The sequence below is a fragment of the Tolypothrix sp. PCC 7712 genome (genome assembly GCF_025860405.1).
GTDB lineage: Bacteria > Cyanobacteriota > Cyanobacteriia > Cyanobacteriales > Nostocaceae > Aulosira > Aulosira diplosiphon.
In genome coordinates, this window is record NZ_CP063785.1 from 6,468,618 (window position 1) to 6,493,723 (window position 25,106).

15 protein-coding genes are annotated in these 25,106 nt (G+C 41.3%); 14 read left to right on the forward strand and 1 reads right to left on the reverse strand.

Translation table 11 applies throughout. The features are described from left to right. Positions 1-908 precede the first annotated feature (908 nt). The gene (locus HGR01_RS26530) at positions 909-1,268 is read right to left on the reverse strand and encodes a DOPA 4,5-dioxygenase family protein (protein ID WP_045870994.1); all 360 of its coding nucleotides are present in this window, start codon (positions 1,266-1,268) and stop codon (positions 909-911) included. Positions 1,269-1,830: 562 nt separating this feature from the next. Between HGR01_RS26530 and HGR01_RS26535 the strand changes: the two genes are divergently transcribed. The 14 genes from HGR01_RS26535 to HGR01_RS26600 all read left to right on the forward strand — a co-directional run bounded on the left by HGR01_RS26535 (position 1,831) and on the right by HGR01_RS26600 (position 25,051). Next, positions 1,831-2,409, forward strand: a complete 579-nt coding sequence (locus tag HGR01_RS26535; protein WP_045870995.1) for a DUF4255 domain-containing protein — start codon at positions 1,831-1,833, stop codon at positions 2,407-2,409. A 14-nt stretch (positions 2,410-2,423) separates the two neighbouring features. After that, positions 2,424-3,617 carry a hypothetical protein gene (locus HGR01_RS26540; protein WP_045870996.1) on the forward strand — a complete coding sequence of 398 codons (1,194 nt, stop codon included), beginning with the start codon at positions 2,424-2,426 and terminating at the stop codon, positions 3,615-3,617. A gap of 11 nt (positions 3,618-3,628) precedes the next feature. After that, positions 3,629-5,131: a phage tail sheath family protein gene (locus HGR01_RS26545; protein ID WP_045870997.1), complete on the forward strand. Its 1,503-nt coding sequence runs from the start codon at positions 3,629-3,631 to the stop codon at positions 5,129-5,131. A 55-nt stretch (positions 5,132-5,186) separates the two neighbouring features. Next, complete coding sequence (locus HGR01_RS26550) at positions 5,187-5,624, forward strand: phage tail protein (RefSeq protein ID WP_045870998.1); 438 nt, start codon at positions 5,187-5,189, stop codon at positions 5,622-5,624. Positions 5,625-5,766: 142 nt separating this feature from the next. Continuing rightward, positions 5,767-6,246 (forward strand): phage tail protein, encoded by a 480-nt coding sequence (locus tag HGR01_RS26555; RefSeq protein WP_045870999.1) that lies wholly within the window; start codon positions 5,767-5,769, stop codon positions 6,244-6,246. Positions 6,247-6,313: 67 nt separating this feature from the next. Continuing rightward, entirely contained in the window at positions 6,314-6,487 is a 174-nt protein-coding gene (locus HGR01_RS26560; RefSeq protein ID WP_168160986.1) for a DUF5908 family protein, read from the forward strand. 3 nt (positions 6,488-6,490) lie between these two features. Then, positions 6,491-7,198 carry a LysM peptidoglycan-binding domain-containing protein gene (locus HGR01_RS26565; RefSeq protein WP_045871000.1) on the forward strand — a complete coding sequence of 236 codons (708 nt, stop codon included), beginning with the start codon at positions 6,491-6,493 and terminating at the stop codon, positions 7,196-7,198. Beyond that, positions 7,195-8,967: a type VI secretion system tip protein VgrG gene (gene vgrG, locus HGR01_RS26570; RefSeq protein ID WP_045871001.1), complete on the forward strand. Its 1,773-nt coding sequence runs from the start codon at positions 7,195-7,197 to the stop codon at positions 8,965-8,967. The genes HGR01_RS26565 and vgrG overlap by 4 nt, the downstream gene beginning before the upstream one ends. A gap of 129 nt (positions 8,968-9,096) precedes the next feature. Next, positions 9,097-9,399, forward strand: a complete 303-nt coding sequence (locus HGR01_RS26575; RefSeq protein WP_045871002.1) for a PAAR domain-containing protein — start codon at positions 9,097-9,099, stop codon at positions 9,397-9,399. A 1-nt stretch (position 9,400) separates the two neighbouring features. Then, the gene (locus HGR01_RS26580) at positions 9,401-9,826 is read left to right on the forward strand and encodes a GPW/gp25 family protein (RefSeq protein ID WP_045871003.1); all 426 of its coding nucleotides are present in this window, start codon (positions 9,401-9,403) and stop codon (positions 9,824-9,826) included. 313 nt (positions 9,827-10,139) lie between these two features. Beyond that, positions 10,140-13,832, forward strand: a complete 3,693-nt coding sequence (locus tag HGR01_RS26585; protein ID WP_045871004.1) for a hypothetical protein — start codon at positions 10,140-10,142, stop codon at positions 13,830-13,832. Positions 13,833-14,315: 483 nt separating this feature from the next. Beyond that, complete coding sequence (locus HGR01_RS26590) at positions 14,316-14,804, forward strand: carbohydrate-binding protein (protein ID WP_045871005.1); 489 nt, start codon at positions 14,316-14,318, stop codon at positions 14,802-14,804. Between the two features lie 169 nt (positions 14,805-14,973). After that, positions 14,974-19,005, forward strand: coding sequence for a hypothetical protein (locus HGR01_RS26595; protein WP_045871006.1), 4,032 nt, complete (start codon positions 14,974-14,976; stop codon positions 19,003-19,005). A 148-nt stretch (positions 19,006-19,153) separates the two neighbouring features. After that, entirely contained in the window at positions 19,154-25,051 is a 5,898-nt protein-coding gene (locus HGR01_RS26600; RefSeq protein WP_045871007.1) for a hypothetical protein, read from the forward strand. Positions 25,052-25,106: the final 55 nt, after the last annotated feature.

The window sequence follows — 25,106 nt, forward strand, 5'->3', positions numbered from 1 at the left end:
GCCAGCGTCATATATCTGGCGGTTTCTCATCATATCGAAGACTTCATCTTCTTCAGCCTAATTTTCGGAACATGGCAAATATATTCTGGCTTAATTATTGAGATTTTTACAAGTAAAATATATCAATAACTAAATATTTTTCTTGCTTTATAAACACCCATAATCCCATGTGATTTAGAGCGTTTTGATAGCTTTCAAAAAATAGGCTGTAATCCAAATGAAGATGTTTTAATCCAGCATAGAAGAGAGGTTTTCATGCTTTAACCCTGTAATTTATCTCATGAACTTCTAGCTCTGAATTGTTCAGACTGATGTTTTATTGGTTATATTTACAAGATAAAACTAGCTAAATAACTTAATCAAATATTCTTTCTTTTTAAAAGGATAAATAAAAATTATCGATCATCAATTTTGTGATGCAGAAGCAGCTAAAAATATTAAATTTAATATCTATGTCATTCGAGTAGGATGCATTACACTGCTACTAAAGCAGATTCCCATCTCTAATAATTAAAAAAATAAATCGAATTCCAATATCTATGTTAGAAGCAGCTTAAGTAATACCAATTCTCTAAAATTACGTTATGTAGCAGATTCGATGTTTATGAGTAACAGCAATTAATTGAAAAAAGTAATGAGTAATAAGTAAATGGGTGCATCCCAGTTTTTATTTTATAACTAGAGAATTAAGCGTCATTGCGAGGAGGAACGACGAAGCAATCGCATGGATTTATTCCTGGTGAGAGATTTTGCGATTGCTTCACTCCACTTCGTTGCGTTCGCAATGACATTGAAAAAAGTGGGATGCTCCCTAAGTAAATTTCCTACCCATTACTCATTACTCATTACTCATTACTCATTACTCATTACTCATTACCCATTACCCATTACCCATTACCCATTACCCATTATGATTTTGTACTAATCTGCCTCAGAACATGAATGTTCAGATCCAGCCTATTTCCTAACCATAAAGAATGGTCTGTATGATCTGCGACATCATCACCAGTTAAAGGGTGAACCAAAATATCTAAACCTTCACGATGAAGCATTAACCAAGGAACAACCTTAGCAAACTGATCTAGAGCGAATGCTACTTGATACATTGATTGAGGATGTGGGCCGATAGGCTTTTCATGCCAACGTCCCAATTGGACTTCAAAATTAGCGCCTAACCCTTCCCGTACACGAGAAGCCGCCTCACGAGTTGCAATATCAAAGTAAATATGAGCGTGAAACCCTGTAATACCAACATTATTTTCTGTCATAGCTCTTAACTCCACTGAGGACTACCAAAATTATCTCTTTGCTGTGTCGGTAGAGGAAGTATAGGGAGATGAGGGAGATGAGGGAGATGAGGGAGATGAGGGAGATGAGGGAGATAAAATAATTTTTATTGCCAAGCATATAAATGAGACTGGTCTTTTTACTCAGAACTCACGAGCCAGGATCATAAAACTTAACTTTCCGCAAAAACTGAATTTTGCTACGCTCTGTAGGTTTTGATAACAGAAATAAGCAAGTGAAAATACAGAGAATAAAAATAAATATTACATTCATCAGAAGAAAAGACGAAAAAAAGATATTGTCTTTAATGGTTAATAATTCAGGTTATAAATCAGCTTGCAGTTTGGGAAAAATTACCCGAAAACCTTCTCAGCACGTACTCCAGTCACTTTAGAGTTTTGCGGAAAAGATATATAAATATTTTAACAATATTCTTAACATTTCATGGGCATTTTTCTATACAACTGCCCTAGTTTAACTAGTTAGTAGTACTTATGTAGATGAAAACATCCAGGCATCTGCTGATTCATTCACCAACTTCTTATGATATTTGATGCAATGAGGTTGATACAGGTTGCTTTGCAACGCTACATCTTGGAGATGGAGCCAGAACTTGGAGCTGGGCCGATTGTGCTGATAGATAACATTGCTATGGCTGAAGAACTCGGTGGCCCTAACAATCAATTAAATGGTCATGTAGTAATGAGTTTAGTAAATCTCCAAGAGGAGACTACTTTGAAAAATTCTTCTTACTATCGGTTGGAAAACAATCGCACAATCTATCAAAACCCACCGATTCACCTCAACCTGTTTATCCTTTTTTCTGCCCTACATAATAAGTACGATACAGCCCTCAGACTCTTGTCGCGGGTGGTCGAGTTTTTTCAATCGCAAACCGAAATCTCGTTTAACGCTACGCCTGGAACTGGTATTGGTTCACGCGATATCAGGATAGTACCAGACCTTTATTCCCTCTCTTTTGAGCAACTTAATCATCTCTGGGGGTCTTTAGGTGGTAAACAAGTACCTTTTGTTCTCTATCGTGCTCGTTTAGTAGCCGTAGAAGCGCAAAAACGCCAGGCGGAAAGCGAAGTCATCACTGGAATCTCTATCAATGAGTGAGGGGAGAAGTAGCGATGAATCTATACAAAAGACTCCTCAATTTAGAACTCTGGCATGACTATTATTTAGGTCAACCCGACCCGCCAGAATCACTACCAAGCAATTATGACATCTCTAGTACGTTGGCTGTAGTTCCGACTCTAGAGTGTTTGCGATCGCTTCGCAATCTGCGTTGTCTTTTTCGTCCCCAGCCTCGCGGTGCAAGCATCTTTGCTCAGGTAGTGGAGGTGTCGCCTAATGTATTTAAGACGGTGCTGAAAATTGATCGACCATTAAGGCTAACATTTTGGCTAGTAGTGCGCGATCGCTATTTTGCCAATTTCACAAATCTGTCCCTAACTACAAATCGCCAGCAAATTTACTATTTCTCCAACGTTTCTGGCAATCAAGGACAAGCTTTATTTCTGACGCAACCTTTATCGACTTACACTGCTAACAGTGAATACGGTGTAGGACAATTAGTTAGCTACGCAGGTAAAACCCTGGAAGCCTTGCGTTACCAATCCTCTGCCACTGCTATCCCTAATGATAGTGATTGGCAAACCTTACCAAATACCCAGTATGTTTCTCAACTAGACTTGCGATCGCGTCAGAGACTTGAGCGCACACATATCATTAAGAACGCCAATCCAGGCGATCGCTTTCGCTTCACTTTGGTAGATGTGAATCAACAGGAAACTTACGCTAGGGAAGTCACGATTCCAAATCAGCATACTGCTGGTAATGATTTTGCCGCGAACTTAAATTTTGCGGGGCAAATTCCTGGACGCTATCGGCTGTTACTTAATGGTGCAGAGGTTGATGATTTTGTACTTTTTGACCCCTTGGCTGGAAGGGATGCATTTGCCTTAGTTGAAATCGCTGTCAATTCCAATGTTGTACCCACAGCGTTTAACTTCTTACAACCCGACGCAAACACAACCCTAATTCAACCTAAAACCTACGTTATTCGTTATAAAAATCGCTCAACTCGCTGGCGCTATCGCTACGAGAAGCCGCATGGCTTTACTGCTGACAAATTACCTGATTTTGAATTAATAGATGCTAAAACCTATGCAACCAAACGACCACTGGGCTTACGCCTGCAACCTGATAGTTTGCTTACAGACGGTAAAGATAATCCACTACCAGCACCAGGAGTAGCTTTAATTAAACCCGAAACTAAGCAACCATCTGGTCTCACCATTTATTCTGACATCCATTTGTAGAGTAGAAAACTATGCCAAGCACCTACAAAACCCCAGGGGTTTACATCGAGGAAATCTCCAAGTTACCCCCCTCCATAGCTGAAGTAGCAACTGCGATTCCCGCTTTTGTGGGATATACTCAACAAGCTATAATTGATGGTCGTGATTTATACGCCGAGCCTGTCGCCGACCCTACCGCCGACACTGCGATCGCAGTCAAACGCATTACTTCGCTGTTGGAATACGAACAATACTTTGGTAAGACCGAGCCAGAAACCGGGATTACGGTCACCATTGTAGAACAAGTTGATGACAAAAATCCTCCCAATGTCATTGAGCGCACAGTGATCGGTAGCATCAGCAAACCTTCGCCGCATAATATGTACTATGCTCTCCAGGCATTCTTTAAAAATGGTGGCGGGCCTTGCTATATCGTCTCTGTAGGCAGTGTAAAGGCATCTGGCGGTGTAATTTCAGATGGGGCTTTACAGGCAGGTATTGAAGAAGTAGCGAAAGAAGACGAAGTGACTTTGTTTGTCTTCCCAGAATCACAAGCCCTCTATACTTTAGCTCAAGACAATAGAGTCGGTGTTTTTGGTGATGCTCTCAATCAATGTGGGTTACTGCAAGACCGATTTGTAATTATGGATCTGCAAGTACCCGACCCTCAACAGACTATCAACGCAGCAGCTGATAAGTTTCGCGAACTGAGTTTATCTTTGGATAACCTCAAGTATGGGGCTGTGTATGCACCCAATGTTGAGACTATTTTCAATTATGAGTATGACCCTGCGTCTGTTAGCATCATCCATCAGCGAATAGCGCCTAATGGTAACAAGAGTGATGGCCCCTTTAATAATCTAAAGATGTCTAGTTTGGCAGCAAGTCAAACAGATGCGACTGTAGGCAATGCCATTTTGTTTAACTTAGCCAAAGCTGCTGTAGAAGCAATTCCCCTCGTACTTCCTCCTAGTCCCCTGGTGGCGGGTCAATATGCCACAGTTGATAATACTCGTGGTGTGTTTAAGGCTCCAGCTAATGTGGCTCTCAGTTCAGTGATTAAACCCACCATCAAAATCACTAGCGCGCAACAAGAGGATCTTAACGTCCATCCGACTGGTAAATCTATCAATGCGATTCGGGCCTTTACTGGCAAAGGAACCTTGATTTGGGGTGCAAGGACTCTGGCCGGAAATGATAACGAATGGCGTTATGTGCCAGTGCGCCGCTTTTTTAATATGGCCGAAGAATCGATTAAAAAAGCCACCGAGGGATTTGTCTTCGAGCCTAACGATGCCAACACCTGGGTGAAAGTGCGCGCCATGATAGAAAACTTCCTCATCTTGCAATGGCGTGCTGGCGCACTAGCGGGAGCTAAACCCGAACAAGCTTTCTTTGTAAAAGTAGGACTCAATGAAACCATGACCGCACTTGATATTCTAGAAGGTCGGATGATTATTGAGATTGGTATGGCAGTAGTACGTCCTGCAGAATTCATCATCTTGAAATTCTCCCACAAGATGCAAGAGAGTTAATCTCTGCGATCGCTAATTTTTTAATCATCAAATTAACCCATCAATCTCAACAGTTATGACTGATAATGCTTATCCTTTACCCAAATTTCATTTCCAGGTAGAGTGGGGTGGCTCTCGTCTCGGATTCACCGAAGTTTCTGGTTTGAACGTAGAAACGGACATGATCGAATACCGCGAAGGTAATATGCCCGAATATCACAAACTCAATATGCCCGGAATGCAGAAATTGAGCAAAATCACCATGAAGCGCGGCACCTTCAAGAAAGACAACGATTTCTACAATTGGTGGAATACAGTAGCCCTCAACACCATTGAACGCCGCGATTTAACTATCAGCTTGCTCAATGAAAAACATGAGCCAGTCGTCGTCTGGAAAGTCAAACACGCCTGGCCTACCAAAGTTCAATCTAGCGATTTAAAAGGCGATAGTAACGAAGTCGCAATCGAAACTATTGAAATTGCCCACGAAGGTTTAACAATTCAAAATGGATAGTTAATGGTGTTGTTTGTTGACGGTTGACGGTTGACTGTTGACAAACTATGCAATAAATATCATCAACCAATACAAACCCCAAAACCTAGATCATGTACAAGTTTCTTAATTTTGAATTTTGAATTTTGAATTTTGAATTGTTATGATGTCTGCTTATCCCCCAGTAGGTTTCTTTTTTGATGTAGTTTTTCAGGGTGAAAACCTGGATAAAGAAGCAGTAGAAACTCGCTTTCAGAGTGTGACCGGTCTGAGTGTAGATATGCAGACTGAAACTCTCAAAGAAGGCGGTGAAAATCGTTTTGAGCATATCCTACCAGTACGGACTAAATATAGTCCCCTGGTACTGAAACGGGGCTTAGTTAAAGATTCAAAGATGGTGAAGTGGTGTATGGATGCTATTCTCAACTTTGAAATCCGTCCGATGAATTTGTTAGTAAGGTTGCTACATCTGAGGCGTTCTAATCCTAGCCAACCTCAGGCAGATATTGAACCCTTGATGACCTGGAAAGTTATTAATGCTTGGCCTAAAAAGTGGTCAATTTCCGAATTTAACGCCGAGCAAAACTCAATTGCAATTGAATCTTTGGAGTTAAATTATAGCTATTTTGAGCCACTGACTTAGGGAATTGTTGACTGTTAACTGTTGACTGTTAACTGTTGACAGTTGACAAAATTGGAGGAGAATATTGATGCCAATAGAGATTAGAGAACTGGTGATCAAAACCTCAATTAATGATGGGGAACAAGGTCAAAATAACACTTCTAGAACACAAGGGAACAATGGTGCTAATGACCAAGATGCCATTATTGCAGCTTGTGTGGAACAAGTACTAGCCATCCTCAAAGAAAAATCAGAGCGTTAATCTATGACAGGTGAACTCACAAAAATTAAAATCTTGGTCTACCAGAACAAGCAAATGAATCAGAAAGTTGGAGAATTTGACCTCCCTATAAATCCGGAGCAGTTTTCTCAAGCTTTTAAAGTGGAATACGATTTATCTCAAGCTCAAGGCTCGCAAGGGAATGATCCAAAATTTAAATTTACGCGTCCTGAAGAAATGAAGCTTGATTTTACTTTTGATGGTACAAATGTTGTACCCATCAAAGGTAAACCTAATAAGTTTTATAAGAATGTCGCGCAACAAGTGCAGGATTTTCTGAATGCGGTCTACACAATGGATGGTGGAACCCACAAACCGAATTTTCTGCGCTTGTTGTGGGGTAACTTTTCTTTTGGGAATAAAAACGGCTTTGATTGCATTCTCAAAGATTTACAAATTAACTACACCCTATTTTCCCCTGATGGACAGCCCTTGCGGGCTAGGCTTAGTGCTAACTTTGTTAACTACATCGAGCAAGAACGTCGGCTAAAAGAAGAAGGGAAAAAATCACCTGATGTCACCCATCAACGCAAAGTCACAGCTGGCAAGACATTACCTTTAATGACCTATGACATTTACGGTGACCCAACTTATTATCTGCAAATTGCCAAGGTGAATGGTCTGATTAATTTTCGGCGTTTAGCTACTAATACTGATTTGAGATTTCCACCGCTTGAGAAAACCGAATCATGAGCGATCTCATTGTTCCTAAAAATGCGATTTATGAGGTTACTACTTACAAGTTGCTTGTCAATGGTAAGGACATCACCAACGATTATGCGCTGTTGTCCCTAACAATTAACTTGGTGGTGAATCGAGTACCAACAGTGCGGTTGATACTGCGAGATGGTGACCCTGCGGCAGAAACTTTTGCAAGCAGTGAAGGGCCTGACCTAGTTCCAGGTAACGAAATCACAATTTCCCTGGGTTACGATGGCAAAGATCGCCAGGTATTTAAAGGATTGATTGTCAAACAAGCGCTGAAAGTCGGTGCTAATGGCGACTCGATGCTCATCCTTGATTGTAAAGCTGCTGCCACAAAATTGACCGTGGGTCGCCATAGTCGCTATTTTCAGGACATCAAGGATAGTGATGCGATCGCACAAATTCTCGGTAACTACAGTCTAGGAGCAGTAGAAGTTACCGACAGCAAAATCAAGCATCCGGAAATCGTCCAATACTACGCTACTGATTGGGATTTTATTCTGTCTCGCGCTGAAATGAACGGACAGATTGTTGTTGTAGAAAAGGACAAATTCAAGGTAAAACCGCCGAATACTAGCGGTAATTCCATTATTACCCTCACCTATGGCATCAATATACTAGAGTTTGAAGCCGAAATGGACGCGCGATCGCAATACCCAGAGGTCAAGGCGCAAGCTTGGAGTTATGGCGATCAGGCGTTACTTGAGGCGGAGGGGAGGGAGCCTACAGTTAACAAACAGGGTAATCTCTCAGGTGAGCAGTTGGCTAAAGCCATTGCTTTGCAACCATTCCAACTCAGTCATAGTGGTCACTTACAAGCCCAAGAACTGCAAGCATGGGCAGATGCTCAATTGCTCAAAAGCCGATTAGCGAAAATTCAAGGCAGGGTGAAGATTAAAGGCTATCCTGATGCTCAGATTGATGCCCTGATTGAGTTGAAAGGAATTGGTCAGCGTTTTAACGGAATAGCCTATGTCTCTGGCATTCGTCACGAAGTTATCGGTGGAGCTTGGTTTACTCATATACAGCTTGGTATGAATTCTCAGTGGTTTTACCAGGAAGCTGACATCGTTGATAGACCAGCATCAGGGATGCTCCCTGGTGTTAATGGCTTACAAATTGGTGTAGTAGTGCAGTTAGGGAATGATCCTAATGGTGAAGACAGGATTTTAGTCAAAGTGCCTACCCTCGATTCTCAGTCTCAGGGAATTTGGACTCGTATCGCTACTTTGGATGCTGGTAACAATCGCGGTTCCTTTTTTCGCCCGGAAATTGGTGACGAAGTGGTATTGGGCTTTCTCAACGACGATCCACGCGATGCAATTGTATTAGGAATGCTCAACAGCAAGGCGAAACCAGCACCCCTACAAGCTTCCGATAACAATCACCAGAAAGGATTTTTTACGCGATCGCAAATCAAAGTTACCTTCGACGATGAAAAAAAATTCATCACCTTGGAAACCCCTGGTGGTAACAAAATTACCATCTCCGATGAGGATAAGGGAATTGCTTTGAAAGACCAAAACGGTAATACCTTGACTATGAACGATAGCGGTATCGTCATGAAAAGCCCGAAAGATATCACCATCGAAGCCACTGGTAAGTTAACACTCAAAGCTACCCAAGATACCAGCATTGAGGGAATGAACGTCAATGTTAAAGCCAATGCTCAGTTTAAAGCCCAAGGTAATACTGGTGCGGAGGTTTCCACAAGTGCGATCGCGATTCTCAAGGGTTCTTTAGTTCAGATTAATTAATTTTAGATTTTCAGAATAATTAACCGCTGATATAGACGCGGAGCGGCTTCCCGCAGGGTACGCCGATAAACGCCGATAAATACAAGATTTTTAATTGCCAATTAGTAATGACAAGGAAAGTAACTAGATATGGGAAAACCAGCTGCGCGAATTACTGATATGCATGTTTGTCCGATGCAAACTCCAGGAATACCCCCGATTCCTCATGTGGGTGGCCCTGTAATTGGCCCTGGACAACCGAATGTCTTAATCGGTGGATTACCTGCTGCTGTATTGGGTGATACCTGTACCTGCGTTGGGCCACCAGACGCTATTGTTATGGGTTCAGCAACTGTGCTGATTGGGGGGAAACCTGCGGCGCGCTTGGGCGACACTACAGCACATGGCGGCTCGATTGTCTTAGGAAATTTTACTGTATTAATCGGAGGCTGAGATGGATGAAAACGATAATGCTTTTCTGGGGACAGGTTGGGGGTTTCCGCCGCAATTTAATAAAGTGTCTCGCAGTGTCAGGCTTGTCAGTGCTGAGGAAGATATTAACGAAAGTCTCAAAATTCTCCTGACAACTAGTTTGGGTGAACGGGTGATGCAGCCTACCTATGGCTGTAACCTAGAAGATTTACTGTTTGAGCCTCTGAGTCCAACTGTAGCTAGCAATATTAAAGAATTAGTCAGGATTGCCATTGTTTATCATGAGCCTCGCATCCGCTTAGAACGCTTGGATCTCAACCTTGATGATCAGTTACAAGGGGTCATCAATATCACAGTGGATTACATAATTATTACTACTAATTCTCGTTTCAATTTCGTTTATCCTTTCTATTTACAAGAAGGCGTTGGTTCGTTAGCAATTATTTAATTAGGTCGTTCTTTGTTCTTTGTCATTTGTCATTGGTAATAGTTTTAAGCCTGTTTATATTTTGTAATCTAGTTTGCTTGATTTCCACCGAGTTACTTAATTCGTAGAAAAATAGGAAAATCATATAAAATATTGAACTTGTTAAATGTTATACCAAATCAAAAAATGTTTGCGACGCATCAATATATTCCAGAGGGCACGGCGTGCCGTGCCCCTACCATCTGTCGCATTCTTTTTTCAAATTGGTATTAAATCCAAATAATTAATTACGAACTACGAACTACGAATTACGAACTACGAACTACGAATTATCATGAAAATCCGCCCAGAAAAACTTAAAAATCCACTAATTCGCGATGGGGTAAGCCAGCGTCAGCGACAGGTTCCGGCTTTATCGCCTGATTTTGTGAAGGTGGATGAAAATGACTTGGGCGATTTTCTGGTATTTGCCTATCGTTTCAGTGAGCAGGTTATTTATTACAATGATAAAAACGACCCTGAGGGGAATTGGCAAGCCTTCTTTACTGGCAATACTCCCGTACAAATTGCACTGATTAGTAAAACCCGCCCGCAAAAAATCAAAGACCAATATAGCCAGCATTTGCGAGAGTTCCTTTCTGAGTTATCAACTGAAAGCGGGCAATCAAGTAAGAAATTTGAAAAGTTTGCTGATTTATTAACTACATGGATTGAAATCCTTAATCAAATATATAATTGGTATATAAGTTTAGAATCTTATACACCTCTACAAGCTGTAATTAGAGGATTGGTAAAAACTAATCTTCGTGAGCCTATATTGCGGATTTGGGCTTTTGAACAAGCTTATATAGCTGCTACTAAAGAAGTAGCAAAATCAGGTAATATTTATACAAAATTTAATGAAGAATTTAAGTTAAATATCACTACTCCAGTAGCCGATCGCACTCCTTTTAATGCAAATCCTGTACAAGTGCGAGATGAACTAGACGCTGTATTTCAAATTTTATTTCAAAACTACTATCAAATTATTCAACAGGCTCCGCAGTATTTAGAAAAAAGTCTGCAAGCTAGACAGGATCATCAACCATATTTAGCCCTTTATTTGGCTTTTTTGGAAGTGATGAAACCTGCACGAGATGACCTGAATTTGATGACGCAGCGACATCTCGACTTCTTTTATCGTCAAGTATTGCGTTTGCGCGATCGCCCAGCCCAACCAGACCACGCCCACCTCATTTTTGAACTGATCAAGTCTCAAACTGAATTTGCGCTACCTGCTGGGACTCGTTTCAAGGCTGGTAAAGATGCTACTGGTAAGGATTTATTCTATAGCCTTGATGCAGATATCGTTATTCATAAAGCCCAGATTACCAGCCTCAAAGGTTTATTTTTAGACTTACAAGCAGTTAATCCTAGCGAAAAACCTCCGCGCAATCCTGGTTTATTCTCCTCCCCAGTGGCGAACTCGTTTGATGGATTGGGAGGAGATTTTCCCAAGGAACAAATCATCAAAACCTGGCTTCCTTTTGGGAATGACAAACGCCAAGCAACAAATTTAGGTTTAGCGATCGCATCTGATGTTTTATTGTTACAAGAAAGTGAACGGGTGATTCAGTTCACCTTTTCTCTGAGTGGTTTGGGGACAGTACTTCCAGAAAATAAACTGCATGAAGTCTTTGAAGTTTATCTCAGTGGTGAAAAAGAGTGGATCAAAGCCGACATTTTAAAATCAGGTGTGTCTATAACTGGAGGTGGTAAAGAAAAAACTGGCTGGAATAATTCGGAACTTTCTTTAGTAGTTGTATTAGCGGCTGAGATTGACCCCGTTTTACCTTACCTTCCAGAGAAGCCAATTCCCTATAACCCTGATGTTCCTAACTTCCCTCTCAAACTCCAGCAAGCCTCACCAGTAGCGCGTATAGAATTAAAAACTCAGGTTTTAGTCGATAATTTGCCAGCATATCATTATTTCCGTACTGCCAAGCTAGAAAAGGTCACCATTACCACGCGGGTGAAAGAAGTTCGCAATTTGGTTGTGCAGAATGATTTGGGTGTATTAGATGCTACCAAACCTTTCCAGCCTTTTGGCCCCAGACCAGCAGTAGGCTCAAAATTTTATGTTGGGAGTCGAGAAATTTTTCTGAAAAATCTCTCGGATTTGCAAATCAATATTAAATGGGAAAAATTACCCGCCTCTCTGAAAGACCATTATCGCGGCTACTATCTTGACGGCGAACCTTCACAACCTGATTTTGACAATTTTTCTGCACAATTAGCGCGATTGACTAAACGCACTTGGTCAGAAGAAGGTTTGAGCAATCCTTACGAACTTTTGACCTCAGGCGATCGCACTCTTGTTAACGCCCAAGCAACGCCGCTACAGGGTGAGGAAATTGATAATTTCACCAGCTTGAACAATCAAACAACTGGTGGTTTTTTGAGTTTCAGCCTCAATCAAGACTTTTTGCATGAAGAGTTTGTGACGAAATATGCAATTCAGACATTAGCTGCAGCTAAAGATTTTGCAGATGGAAAATATGTTAATGATGCTGTCTATGAGGACAAAGACAACAAGCTAACACGATGGCTTCCAGGGGTGAATTTACCTAAAAATACCGTAGCACCCATTACCCTCAACCAACCTTACACACCGACTATTCAATCGCTTTATCTCAAATACACCGCAGTTGCGACAACACAGGATTGTACAATTTTCCATCTTTACCCATTTGGCGGGTTTGAGCATTTGGAGGCGAAACAACCAGACTTTTTACCACAGTTTACCAATGAAGGGGAATTACTAATTGGATTAGAAAACCTCGAACCGCCTACAGCATTACCTTTACTCTTCCAAGTAGCGGAAGCCAGCGCTGATACAGCGTTAAAAAAAGCTGATGTGAAATGGTTTTATTTAAAAGATAATTCTTGGGAATCTTTGAGCGATCGCATTGTCAGCGACAATACCAACGGTTTAATTGCCTCTGGTATTATCCATCTGGGGATTCCTGCAGATATTAGCAAAGCCAAAACCACAATTCTCGATCCTAACTTGTATTGGCTAAAGGTGACTGTACCTGCGCGCAGTGGTGCTATCTGTCAAATCTTCGGTGTCCACACCCAAGCTGCAAGGGTGAGTTTCACAGATGAAGGTAACGATCCCAACCATTTAGCCAATCCCTTACCTGCTGGTACTATTGCCAAACAGGTTAACCCCAACCCAGAAGTCAAAACCATAGAGCAGCTCTATGACTCCTTTGGTGGGAAGATTAAAGAGCAGCCAACTGATTTTTATATCCGCATTAGTGAACATCTACGCCACAAAGGCCGGGCTGTTACCATCTTTGACTATGAAAGGCTTGTACTAGAAAAGTTTCCCGAAATTTATAAAGTTCGCTGCATCAATCACGGAGAAGTTAATCTACAAAACGGCAAGTTACAGGAATTAACACCAGGATCGGTAACTTTAGCTGTCATTCCCAACTTGGCATTGATGGGTATTACTAATGAATTAGAACCCAAAGTTAACATTAACCTGCTACAGCAAATTGAGAAATATATAGCTAGTATCAGTTCTCCTTGGGCTGCAATACAGGTAGTAAATCCAGCCTACGAACATATTCAGGTGGAATTTCAGGTGAAATTTAAATCTCCCTATTCCGCCAACTTTGGCTACTATAGCCGCCAATTAGAACAAGCTATTACTTATTTTCTTGCCCCTTGGACAATGGATACTCAGGCGGAAATTCAGTTTGGCGGAAAACTCTACCGTTCAGCAATTGTCAACTTTATCGAAAAACAGGAATACATAGACTATGTTGTGGATTTTAAAATGCACCAAGACACCCAGCGAGATATTCGAGAAGCGATCGCCTCTACTGCGCGATCGGTTTTAACTTCAGTCTCGTTAAAAACTAGCGCTCAAAGTCACATTATCCAAGAATTTCAAGAAAAAACAGTTGTACCTAATCAAAAAATTGAGTCTGGTGTTCTAGGTTATGAATCGTTAGAAGATTTGGAATTGTTATGAATTCTAGGTGTAAATAAAGATTTACAAGTTTAATTTTTGTCACAAATTAGGGTTTATAGATGTTAATTTTTTATGAAAATATTCATTTACGCATGATTTTGTATAAATCTTAAATAGCAGCGTGTTTTGTACCATTAATTTTGAGGTTAAAAAATGAACCGCAAAGGTACGAAGTACGCAAAGGAAGAAGAATTAAGGGTAATACCAATTCTTGATGAGGCTGCATAGAATTCGATCCCCCCTAGCCCCCCTTAATAAGGGGGGAACTAGAAAAAATCTATCAAAGTCCCCCTTTTTAAGGGGGATTTAGGGGGATCTAGATATGTGCAACTCCACATTAAATTCGGAATAATTTACTAAGCATGATTAATAATACAGGTGACCTCATTATTAATTCTTCTTATTTTCTCTCTTTGCGCTCTTCGTGCCTTCGCGGTTCGTTAATTTCTACCAACACTACAATAAATTGCAGGATTCTCACTCATGTTTACCGTCTCCAATGATGCCAATATTTTAAGAAGCCGCAACGAACTTAAAAGTTTATTCAAAAACAAAAGTCGCCTCTCCGAAGACCACTTTAAAGACTTGATTACCTCCATGCTCAACAAACATGACGATCAATTTCATGGATTGTGGCAGGAGGGCAGAACCTATCGCAAAGGCGATGTCGTCTATTACCAAGGCGTACTGTGGGAAATGCAATTAGAAACAGAAATTTGCGCCCATGAAGATGAAGCACCAGGCAAAGGTAACCAATGGAAATCACTAGTCAAAGAATTAGAAAAGAAAGTCAATCAACTGCAACATGATTTAACAGAACTGAGTAAAGCCTTTGCTGAATATCAAGAGCAAATGAAAATCCGGTTGCACCAATTTCTCAGATATATTACATTGCTCACCTTGGGATTAGCAATTACCTTTGTTTGGTTATTTATTGGCTCTACTCATCATATTGTTACAGGGACGAATTGAGCAAAGTTTGTCATGCTACTATCAAAATCATCAGAAGTGTTGTTGATGGTTGTTATCTTCCTCAATCAGTTAAATAAAACTAATTAAATCATCGCTTTTCTATTTCTTATCTACATGAATAAATTTTGAATTGACTTTGTTCTTTATATTCTAAACACACCTGAATTCCATGCTGGAATACCCAAGCATATCGAAAAGTCAGCCTCAATTTCCCCCATATTTGAATTTTCAAACCTTGCGGGATATCGGGATTCAACACTTACAAAATTTGTCCGGGAAACTTTGGACAGATTATAACCTGCACGATCCAGGTGTAACTATCCTAGAGGTACTATGCTATGCCGTCACCGATTTAGGCTATCGTAATAACTTAGATATCCAAGATTTGTTAGCAAAAGCAAATCCTCAGAGTCCAGAGAACAACTTTTTTACAGTAGATGAAATCCTCACCTGCAATCCAGTCACAGAACTAGATTTATGTAAGCGTCTGATCGATATTCCTGGTGTGCGTAATGCCATGCTGGAGAAAGTCACAACCTATGAACCAGATATTTATGTAGACTTTGCTCAAAGTACTCTGCAATATACTCCACCAGAAGCACAGACAAAAGACACGGCTTTTCGTCTGCATCCCCGTGGGCTTTACACTGTTAATATTGACCTCGACTCTGAATATAGTAAAAACGCCTGTGGACAACTTTACCGTTCTTGGGCGGATGTACTAGATAATGTCAACAGCGTTTTATGTAAATATCGCAACCTCTGCGAAGATATTTATGATGTGGTAATTTTGGGTGAGGAAGAAATTGCCCTCTGTACAGATATTGAATTAGCGGCTAATGCCGATGCTGAGGATGTACTAGTAAATATTTACGTACAAGTACAGTCATTTCTCTCGCCTCATCTACGATTTTATACCCTACAAGAATTACTAGATAAAGGCAAAAGTCCCACCGAAATCTTTGCTGGCAGACCTTCAGCCCTCCACGATCCAACTTACACTAAACCTTACGGTAGTCATGGTTTTATCGATACCGACGAATTAGCAGCCTTGACTCCGCCGAAAATTCTCCATACTTCAGATTTATATCAAGAAATTCTCAAAGTTTCTGGGGTTGCGGCAATTGGTAAACTGAGTATCATCAGTTACATTAACGGTTTACCGCAATCACAGCACCCTTGGTATTTGCAACTCACCGAGAAATACCGTCCGGTGCTGGGGGTGAAATATTCAAAAGTGAGATTGTTTAAGGGTAATCTTCCCATTGAAGTGAATATGGCAGAGGTGCAACGCCGCTACTACGAACAACAAGCGGCACGTATCAAAGCTGTACGCGACGAAAATGAACTAGATTTGATTGTACCGCAAGGCAGTTATTACGACTTAGCCGATTATTATTCCATCCAGCACGATTTTCCTTTAACCTACGGCATTAGTGAAGATGGCTTACCTGACACAGCTACCACATTGAGGAAAGCCCAGGCTCGGCAATTAAAAGGATATTTGGTATTTTTCGATCAGATATTGGCAAATTATTTAGTGCAACTTTCTCATATCCGCGACCTCTTTTCTTGGGAAATAGATGCAGAGGAACCAGAAAACGGCTATGCTACTCGTAAAGCTGATCGCCAGTATACTTATTTCACTCAGAGGTTACAGAATTTTCCAGGGTGGGAAGAAATTCTCGGTGAGGAAAATTATCTTCCTAGCATTGGTGAGGATGTCGATAATTCTACTAGAGAAACCTATCGCGATCGCCGCAACCGTTTTCTCGATCATTTACTAGGGCGTTTTGCTGAATCCTTTACAGATTATGTGTTGCTGAACTACCGCATATTCGAGACTCACGCGGATAAAGTGAAGCATCAAACCGAGATTATGCAGGATAAGGCGCGATTTTTACAAGACTATCCTACTTTAAGCCGCGATCGCTTCCGTGCTTTTCATTATTGCAACTGTCAGGAAGTTTGGGACACCAACAATGTATCGGGTTTTAAAAAGCGGGTTTCTCGGCTGTTGGGGATTGCAGATGTGCGTCGGCGTGACTTCAGTCATTATCGAGTCAAGGAAGCGCCTGTAAGTTATATCTTGGCTGTAAATTCTGGTTTAGAGAATCAGACATTAAAAACTCGGCAAAGCTATCCTAGTCAAGCAGCAGCTGAGGCGGCTAAGGAAGAGTTTTTATCATTTGCTTTACATAATCAATTTTATCAACGCCTTGCTTATAGTTATTTCTATCACTACGGCTGGCAAGTAGTAGATAAAACAGGTAAAAACGTTTTAGTTAAATACGATCGCTATTTTCCCTCAGCAGCTGAAAATCAAGCTCATTTAAAAATTCTCCTAGCAGAATTAGCTGTGCGGCTAGCTGGATTATCGCTGGAAACCCCTACCCAAGTTGCAGATTTTATCAACATCGAATTTGATGGCGAATTATATTACTTTCGCTTAAGCATTCCACCAGTTGCATCTGCATCAGGGGAAACTATTACATTTACAGGGGTGGAACGCTATGTTTCTCGTTCCATAGCCCAAGAAAACGCGATCGCAAGTTTACAGCAAATTAAACAACAACGAAATTACTGTCAAAGTCGCTTGGGTGATGATAATCCCAAAAAATTTACCTACTACAGCTATGCTTTGGTAAATAACACCGGGAAAGTATTATCGGAACGCAATCAACGGTGGTTGAACCCAGAAGAACGGGATTTAGATTTACAAAGCTGGTTCAGTAGCATTCAAGCTAATCAAAATCAATTTAAATTAGCAGTAGAACCCATCGATCAGAACTATCGTTTTGTACTGCAAAATTGTACTGGCAATCAAATTTTACTGCAAAGCTTAAACACTTATCCCACAGTAAATGCCGCTTGGCAAGCTACAGAAGCTTTTGCCGAAAGTCTGCGCTACTTCCGGCGTTATATCAGCCCAGCTAGTCAAAGCTATAGATTAGGGATTAAAGATAAAGATGGCAACCTCATAGCTGTAGCCGATACACAACAGACTCCGGGGGAAATCTTTCAACAACTTAACTCCGTAGAATCGATGTTGCGGATTGAACTGCTACCGGAATCAACTTCTGAATATCGGTGGCAATTGCTACACCAGGGTGAAATATTACTGCAAAGTATCCCCGTATTTGCAGATGAAAAAACAGCCCGCGATCGCTTTTATTATGATGTGCTAGGTAACTTGTTTGAGCCTGGTGCAATATCCCTCACCAACAGCAAAGAAGGTTTCAGCTTTCGCATCCTCAGTCAACCAGGCAATCGCAAAACGGAAATTGCAATTCACCCACATACTTATACCTCAGAATCAGAGCAGGATGCGGCGATTAATCGTCTATTTTTCTTAATTCGCACTGCCCGTTTAACCTGCAACCCAGAAAAACAACAAGCTGCCTTTGTTGGGGAAATTTACGGTGATAATCAGCAAATTATTTTACAAACTGCTCAACGTTATGAAAAAGATACAGATGCTTGGGAACAAGGCAACACTTTAGTAGAACTGGCGCAAGATGAGGAGAATTATCGCCTAATTGACAGTGAAAATGGTGTTTATGGCTGGGAACTAACCAACGAAGGCAAAGACCAAATTCTTGCTAGTCAATATTACAGCAATAAAGACGAGCGCACGAGAGCGATCGCAACCTTGCAAGCACGCAACAATGATGAAGGATTCCATGTATTAGAGCATATTTTATTGCGTCCCCGAACTAAGGCAAATGCTCCCGTTTTAGACGAATTTTTGCAAATTTTGGTGACTCCAGATGATGCTAAAACACAGGCGGGAGAACAACCCCGGTTAACTTGGCAAGATCCTTACTCATTTTGGGTAACTATAGTTTTACCTTACTGGCCAGAACGCTTTCGTAATATTAACTTCCGCCGATTTATTGAACAAACCCTACGCTTAGAAGCACCAGCACACGTCGCCCTAAAAATTGCCTGGTTAGATGTGCAGCAAATGCGAGATTTTGAAGATGCTTATCATCATTGGTTAGAACAATTAGCTTTAGATGCTTGCGATGATGCAGCTTGCGATTTAACTGACGCACTTAATCGGCTGGTGAAAATTTTACACAAACTGCGGAGTGTTTATCCCAAGGGAATTTTGCTCGATTCGCAAGAAAGCGGTGATCAAGAGAATCCGATTGTACTGAATCAGACTGCGCTGGGGATAGCAATTGATAATTCGTAATTCGTAATTCGTAATTCGTAATACCCTGCGGGAAGCCGCTACGCGTCTACGTAATTCGTAATTGCAAGAGTCTAATAACAAATGACAAATGACAAATAACAAATGACAAATAACAAATAACAAATAACAAATAACAACGATTTAACTTATGAACACAATTATTAAAAACATTAGCTACCCGATTTTTACGCCTAACCAGGTGTTAACTAAAGACGATTTAAATCAAGTTGTTAATTATCTTGATGGGCAGAATCGGCTTACCCGTGCCTATTTGATTGGGACAGGGATTGTTTGGGGCATGGATTTGAGCAGTACATTTGATGCTACAAAGGCTCAGATTCAAATCTCGGCCGGATGTGGCATTACTTCGGAAGGGTATCTCATTTCTTTGCCGACAACAATACTCACTCATTATAGAAGTGACCAATTAGTTTCTGAGGTTTTGTTTGCGCCAACTCCCCAGAAAGACGAAGCAGTAAATGCTACGTCACTTAAAAATTACAAAGTTATAGAACTATTTGATCAAAGCGCTGCTAATCTTTTAGCACTCAATCAAGATCCTAATGGGACTCTGCGAAATGAAGCAACATTCAAGGAGTTTTTGAGCAAACACGTACTAGTTGTAGTGTATGAAATTCAAGACGTAGAAACTGACTTTTGCTTACTAGACTTTGATAGATTAAGCAATCAGCGTAATTTTAATTTCCGCTTTTTTCTGCTCCCTCGTTCTCCGCAAGAAAATCAGCCAGATATTATTAGTGCTGATAGCCTATTGCAAACAGGATATCAGTTGGATAAATTGCCAGAACCTTGGCCAGAGTTCGCTAAACAATATGGAACTTCTGCAGTTTTTGAAACCAATAGTCATTTTCTCAAAGAATTTGACGCTGAAATTCAAGAATTTAAAAATTTCGCTCCTAAAATTCAGCGCTTTGGTTATGTGACAGCAGAAAAGAAGGTAGATTTAACTAAAATTAATAGCTATACGAGCTTTCGTCAAAATTATTACTTAGTTTGTACGAATGCGATCGCAGCGATTGATAAAGCTTTCCCAAAACTGTTTCAGTTGTTCTCGCCGTTTTTCTCTTCCTTTAACCCTGCTTCTAATAACGACTTCAGTCAGATTAGACAACGCCTGCAAAAGCTACTAGATAGCATCCAAAACCCAACGGTGTCAGCTACTACAACCGAAGTTCCGGAAGCTCCCTATACACTGCAATATGTTTATGACTACCTCAGCCAACTAGTAGCTGCTTATGATGAATTAGCAGAAGCCGCTTTTGAGTTAATGGATGACTGTACGCCTGATACTCAAAGGTTTCCCAAGTTTTTACTCTTAGGGATAATTCCTCCACCCGAGCAAGACTTACCAGTAGTTGCAGCACCTTCTGCTTATCGTAGCCATTTCAGCCAGCCTCCCATCAACAATGCCGAGCAAAGCCGTGTCAAGCAGGTGCGTTATCTTTATGAACGGCTTCTGAAACTGTGCAAATCAGACAGTTATTACCTGCTACCTTATTACAATACGCCGATTAAAATCACGCCTAGTAAAGACCGTGCGGTAACACTCAGCCAACAGGCGATTCCTTATTACTTCAACTACCCGAACTTGTATCGTTTCTGGAGCTACGATGCTTACCGTAAAGGACGCAGTGAACAGCTACCAGCTTATTTTTCCCCAAAGAATGCTTCGCCACGTGACGAGCTGTTGTATCGCCTAGATGGGTATAATTTTTACCGGATTGAGGGGCATATCGGTAAATCTACTTTTAAAGCACTGAATATAATTCAACAATATCAACAGCAATATAACTTACCCTTTGATGTCATTATCTTAAAATGCGCTTCCTTCCAAAGTTTTCAAGATTTAAATATTTCAGGTCAGATTGATGACTTAGAAATTAAATTTCAGCGAATCAAAGATTGGTTTAGCTCACTTTGGAAAACAAATCAAGACTGGGCGCAAAATGTCTTTTTAAACACACTCAAGCGAGTCTTCTTTAACCAGCCGCGTCTATCTGCGATCGCAGATACTCAGTTAGTAAATCCAATTGTAGAGTTGGCGCAGTCAAAGTCAAACTATGAATTTGTCCCAGAAGCAAATACTAGCAACCAATACCAGCTGTTCCTGAAGAATAATGCCGGCACGCGTATTGCCCGCTACGACTTCCAAAATACAGCTAATCAAAGTATTTCCTTAGACTTTTCCGGACTGACAAACGAGCAGATTACCCAAGAACAGCAGCGAATTGTTCAAGATTTATCCTTTTACCTCAAATCTACAACAATTACTTATAGTCTTGTGGGTCAGTCAGCCGACAACCCAACGAGTTACTACTTGCGGCTATCTGTAATCGACGAACTAGATTTACCCATCAATGCAACTACAACTGCGCCCAGGGGTAAAGCCAAAATAGCGATAATTTCATTGAATTACTTTACTATTACGCTGGAAAATAATTTACCAATCATTAATCAACCAGAGTTTCAAGATTTTCCCACCCTCTATGGCTTACTGCGGGATGTACCTGAAGATTACACTAGACAGCAAAAACTGAATTTTCAGATGGGCGATCGCGCTGCAGCTGATATTTTAAATAATGTTGAACTCCAAGATTTAATACAAAGCTATCGGGAACGACTCAAGCAACTGATGGAGTTGCAGTTGTTCCATAAATTTGCCCAACAGCATCCGGGTATGGAACATTTAGGCGGAGTACCCAAAGGCGGTACATTCGTCCTGGTATATGTAGATGGAGAAGAAGTTAAAGAACTTTTAGCTGCGAACCAAAACCCTGCTATCTATCAATTGCAAACCTTACGGACTGCGGCTATAACCAAAAATGCAGTTTTACCCCCAGCTGCACCAGAAGAAATCATCCCTAGTTGGGAATTACTATTTAAAGAATTCCAAGAACGCAAAGATATTGTCGTCGCAGATTTTTGTCTACCATATCGTTGCAGTAGCGATACTGCTGGAGTCAGTTATATATTAGCTAGACCACGCCCCATCGTCTTATTAACACAAACAGAATTCTGTGAAGGCGATACGACAGAATACGAATTTATTTTAGAACCGGAAGGTGGCACACTCAAGGGCGAAGGAATTTTCTTCAAAGGGCGAAAGCATTACTTTAAACCCAGTAATATCACCCAAGAGATAGATGCAGAAGTTGCGATTACTTTCACCTACGCGGTAGACGATAGCTTCGATACCCTCACCGTTACTATTTACCCCCTACCAAATGCAGACTTCCAGGTAGGTAAAAATGCAAATCAAACCACATTCTGCGCTAATAATGAGCCATTATCCTTAACACCCAAGCAAGCAGGTGGTAGCTTCCGAGTGCTAGTTGGGGAACAGGATATCTCTGCTAATGTACTTGATACCAAATTGCAACCGCCAAGATTACTTGTCAGCAAAGTGCAATTGGGTAATGCCGAACAGCTACAAATCACGATTGAATACACCATTACCAGCGCTCAAAACTGCACCAACCAAGCCAATCAGCAAATCACCATTTTTGCTTTACCAGATGCGCGTTTCCAAATTGGCGAACAATCCAATCAAACCCGCTTCACTACCAACGATCCGCCAGTACGTCTCGTACCTAGATACGAGGGTGGTAGCTTCCGGGTGCTGGTTGGCGAGCATAATATCTCTGCTGACGTGCTAAATATTACATCTAAACCACCAGAGTTTCTTCCCAGTCGGGTAGATTTAGGTGATGCACAACAGTTACAAGTGACGATTGAATACACCATTACCAATAATCATGCTTGCACTAACCAAACCAGTCAACAGGTCACTATTTTCGCCCCACCAGATGCAGACTTCCAAATCGGCGACAATCAAACCGCCTTTACTCCCAACGATCCGCCAGTATCTCTCATACCCAACCAAGGGGGTGGTAACTTCCGAGTACTGGCTGGAGAACAGGATATTTCTGCCAATGTACTGGAAAATGAATCTGAGCGATCGCAATTTCTCCCCAGTGCAGTTAACTTAGGTAATGCCGAACAACTACAGCTAAATATTAGATACTCCATTACCGATGAAAATGGCTTTAGCAACCAGGCACAGCAACAAGTTACTATTTTTGCGCTTCCAGATGCTAGCTTCCAAATTGGCGCACAGTCAAATCAAACCATCTTTGCAATCAACAATCCACCAGTACCCCTCATTCCCAAACTACCAAGTGGTAGCTTCCGCGCACTGGTTGACGGACAAGATATTTCTACTGCTGTACTCGATACTACATCTAATCAATCGCAGTTTACTCCCAGTGCAGTTAACTTAGGTAGTGCCAAACAGCTACAAGTCACCCTGGAATACGCTATTACCGATGAGCAAGGCTTAACTAACCAAGCACAGCAACAAGTTACTATATTTGCTCTCCCAGATGCAGGCTTCCAAATTGGCGAACAGTCAAATCAAACCGTTTTTGCTGTTAATCAGCCACCAGTACCCCTGATAGCTAATCAAGCAGGTGGTGACTTCCGCGTACTCGCTGGGGAACAGGATATCTCTGCTAATTTCCTTAATACCGAAGTTGAACCACCAGAATTTCTTCCCAGTGCGGTAAATTTGGGTAATGCCAAACAGCTACAGGTAATTATTGAATACACCTTTACCGATGGCTATGGCTTTACTAACCAAGTGCAGCAAACAGTAACTATTTTCGCCCCACCAGATGCCGGCTTCCAAATCGGTGAACAGCCAAATCAAACCTCCTTTGCTGCAAATCATCCGCCAGTATCCCTCATACCCGAACTACCAGGTGGTAGCTTCCGTATCCTAGCTAATGGACAGGATATTTCTACTGATGTACTCAATACTCAATCTCAACCACCGCAGTTAATTTTCAGTGCAATCAACTTAGGCAATGCAGAACAGCGAGAAATTACCATCGCATACATTATTACCGATGAAAATGGCTTAACTAACCAAACGCAGCAACAGGTGTCAATTTTAGCCCTGCCAAATGCCAACTTCCAAATTGGTAGTGTGCCTAATAAAACCAACTTCTGCACCAATGATGGGCCGCTATCTTTAACGCCACAGCAAACAGGTGGTAGCTTCCGAGTACTGCTGGGCGGACAAGATATCTCGGCTGCGGCACTGAATACGCAATCTAATCCACCAGAGTTAATTTTAAGTGCAGTCAATCTCGGTAACGCAGAACAATTACAAATTACTGTTGAGTACAGCATTACCAATGACAACGGCATTACTAACAACACTGCTAATGTCCTCACAGTGCATCGTGTTCCAGTAGCTAACTTTCAAGCAGAAATTGCCAGCATCAACGCCCAAGGATTTTCCGTGCGCGTCTTTGATATTCAACCAGCAGAAACATCTTTCAGCTATGTTTGGCGACATCCTGGCGGTACTAAAGACGAAAGCCAGCCCGCCAATAGAGAATTCCTGATTAACTATACTTATGATTTTGACAGTTGGGTTTTTGGCGAGGAAATCAGCATCACCTTGCGAATTGATACACCAGCCGCTTTAGGTGGTTGTAGCAGTGAACCTGTCAACAAACGCATTGCCATTCCTTGCGGTGGCGTGGTGGCATTTAATCTCCTTACCCTCAGTAATAATACAGTTATCAATAGAACCTCGATAAGAAATGAGCAGAATTTTCAGGTATCAGACTTCAACGCCAATAATGAGTACAACATCGAAGCCGTAACTGTACCAGCAAACGGGGAAAATATTGTTTTTACTTATACCGACCCCGCCAACGAAGAGAATGTCCAACCAGCAGGAAATAATAAAATTTACAAGATGCCCGATGGCTGGTACTTAGTAGTTGGTGTTCATAAAATAAAAGCACAAGTTTTCCGCGAAGTTAACGGTCGTCAGGTAGAAGGTATCGCCGCCACTGTAAATATTCGCATTCAGGATAGTAATTCCTTGACAGCAGAAACCCCAAAGCCCCCAGAAACAACTACACTACTCAACCGTCTGCGCCTAATTTTCCCCACAGGCAAAGAAATTAACTTCGGTAAAATCGGTGAGCAAAAATCACAAGGATCGTAGAGACGCGATTCATCGCGTCTCTACAAGAGTAATTTTCTCCCTCATCTTCCTCATC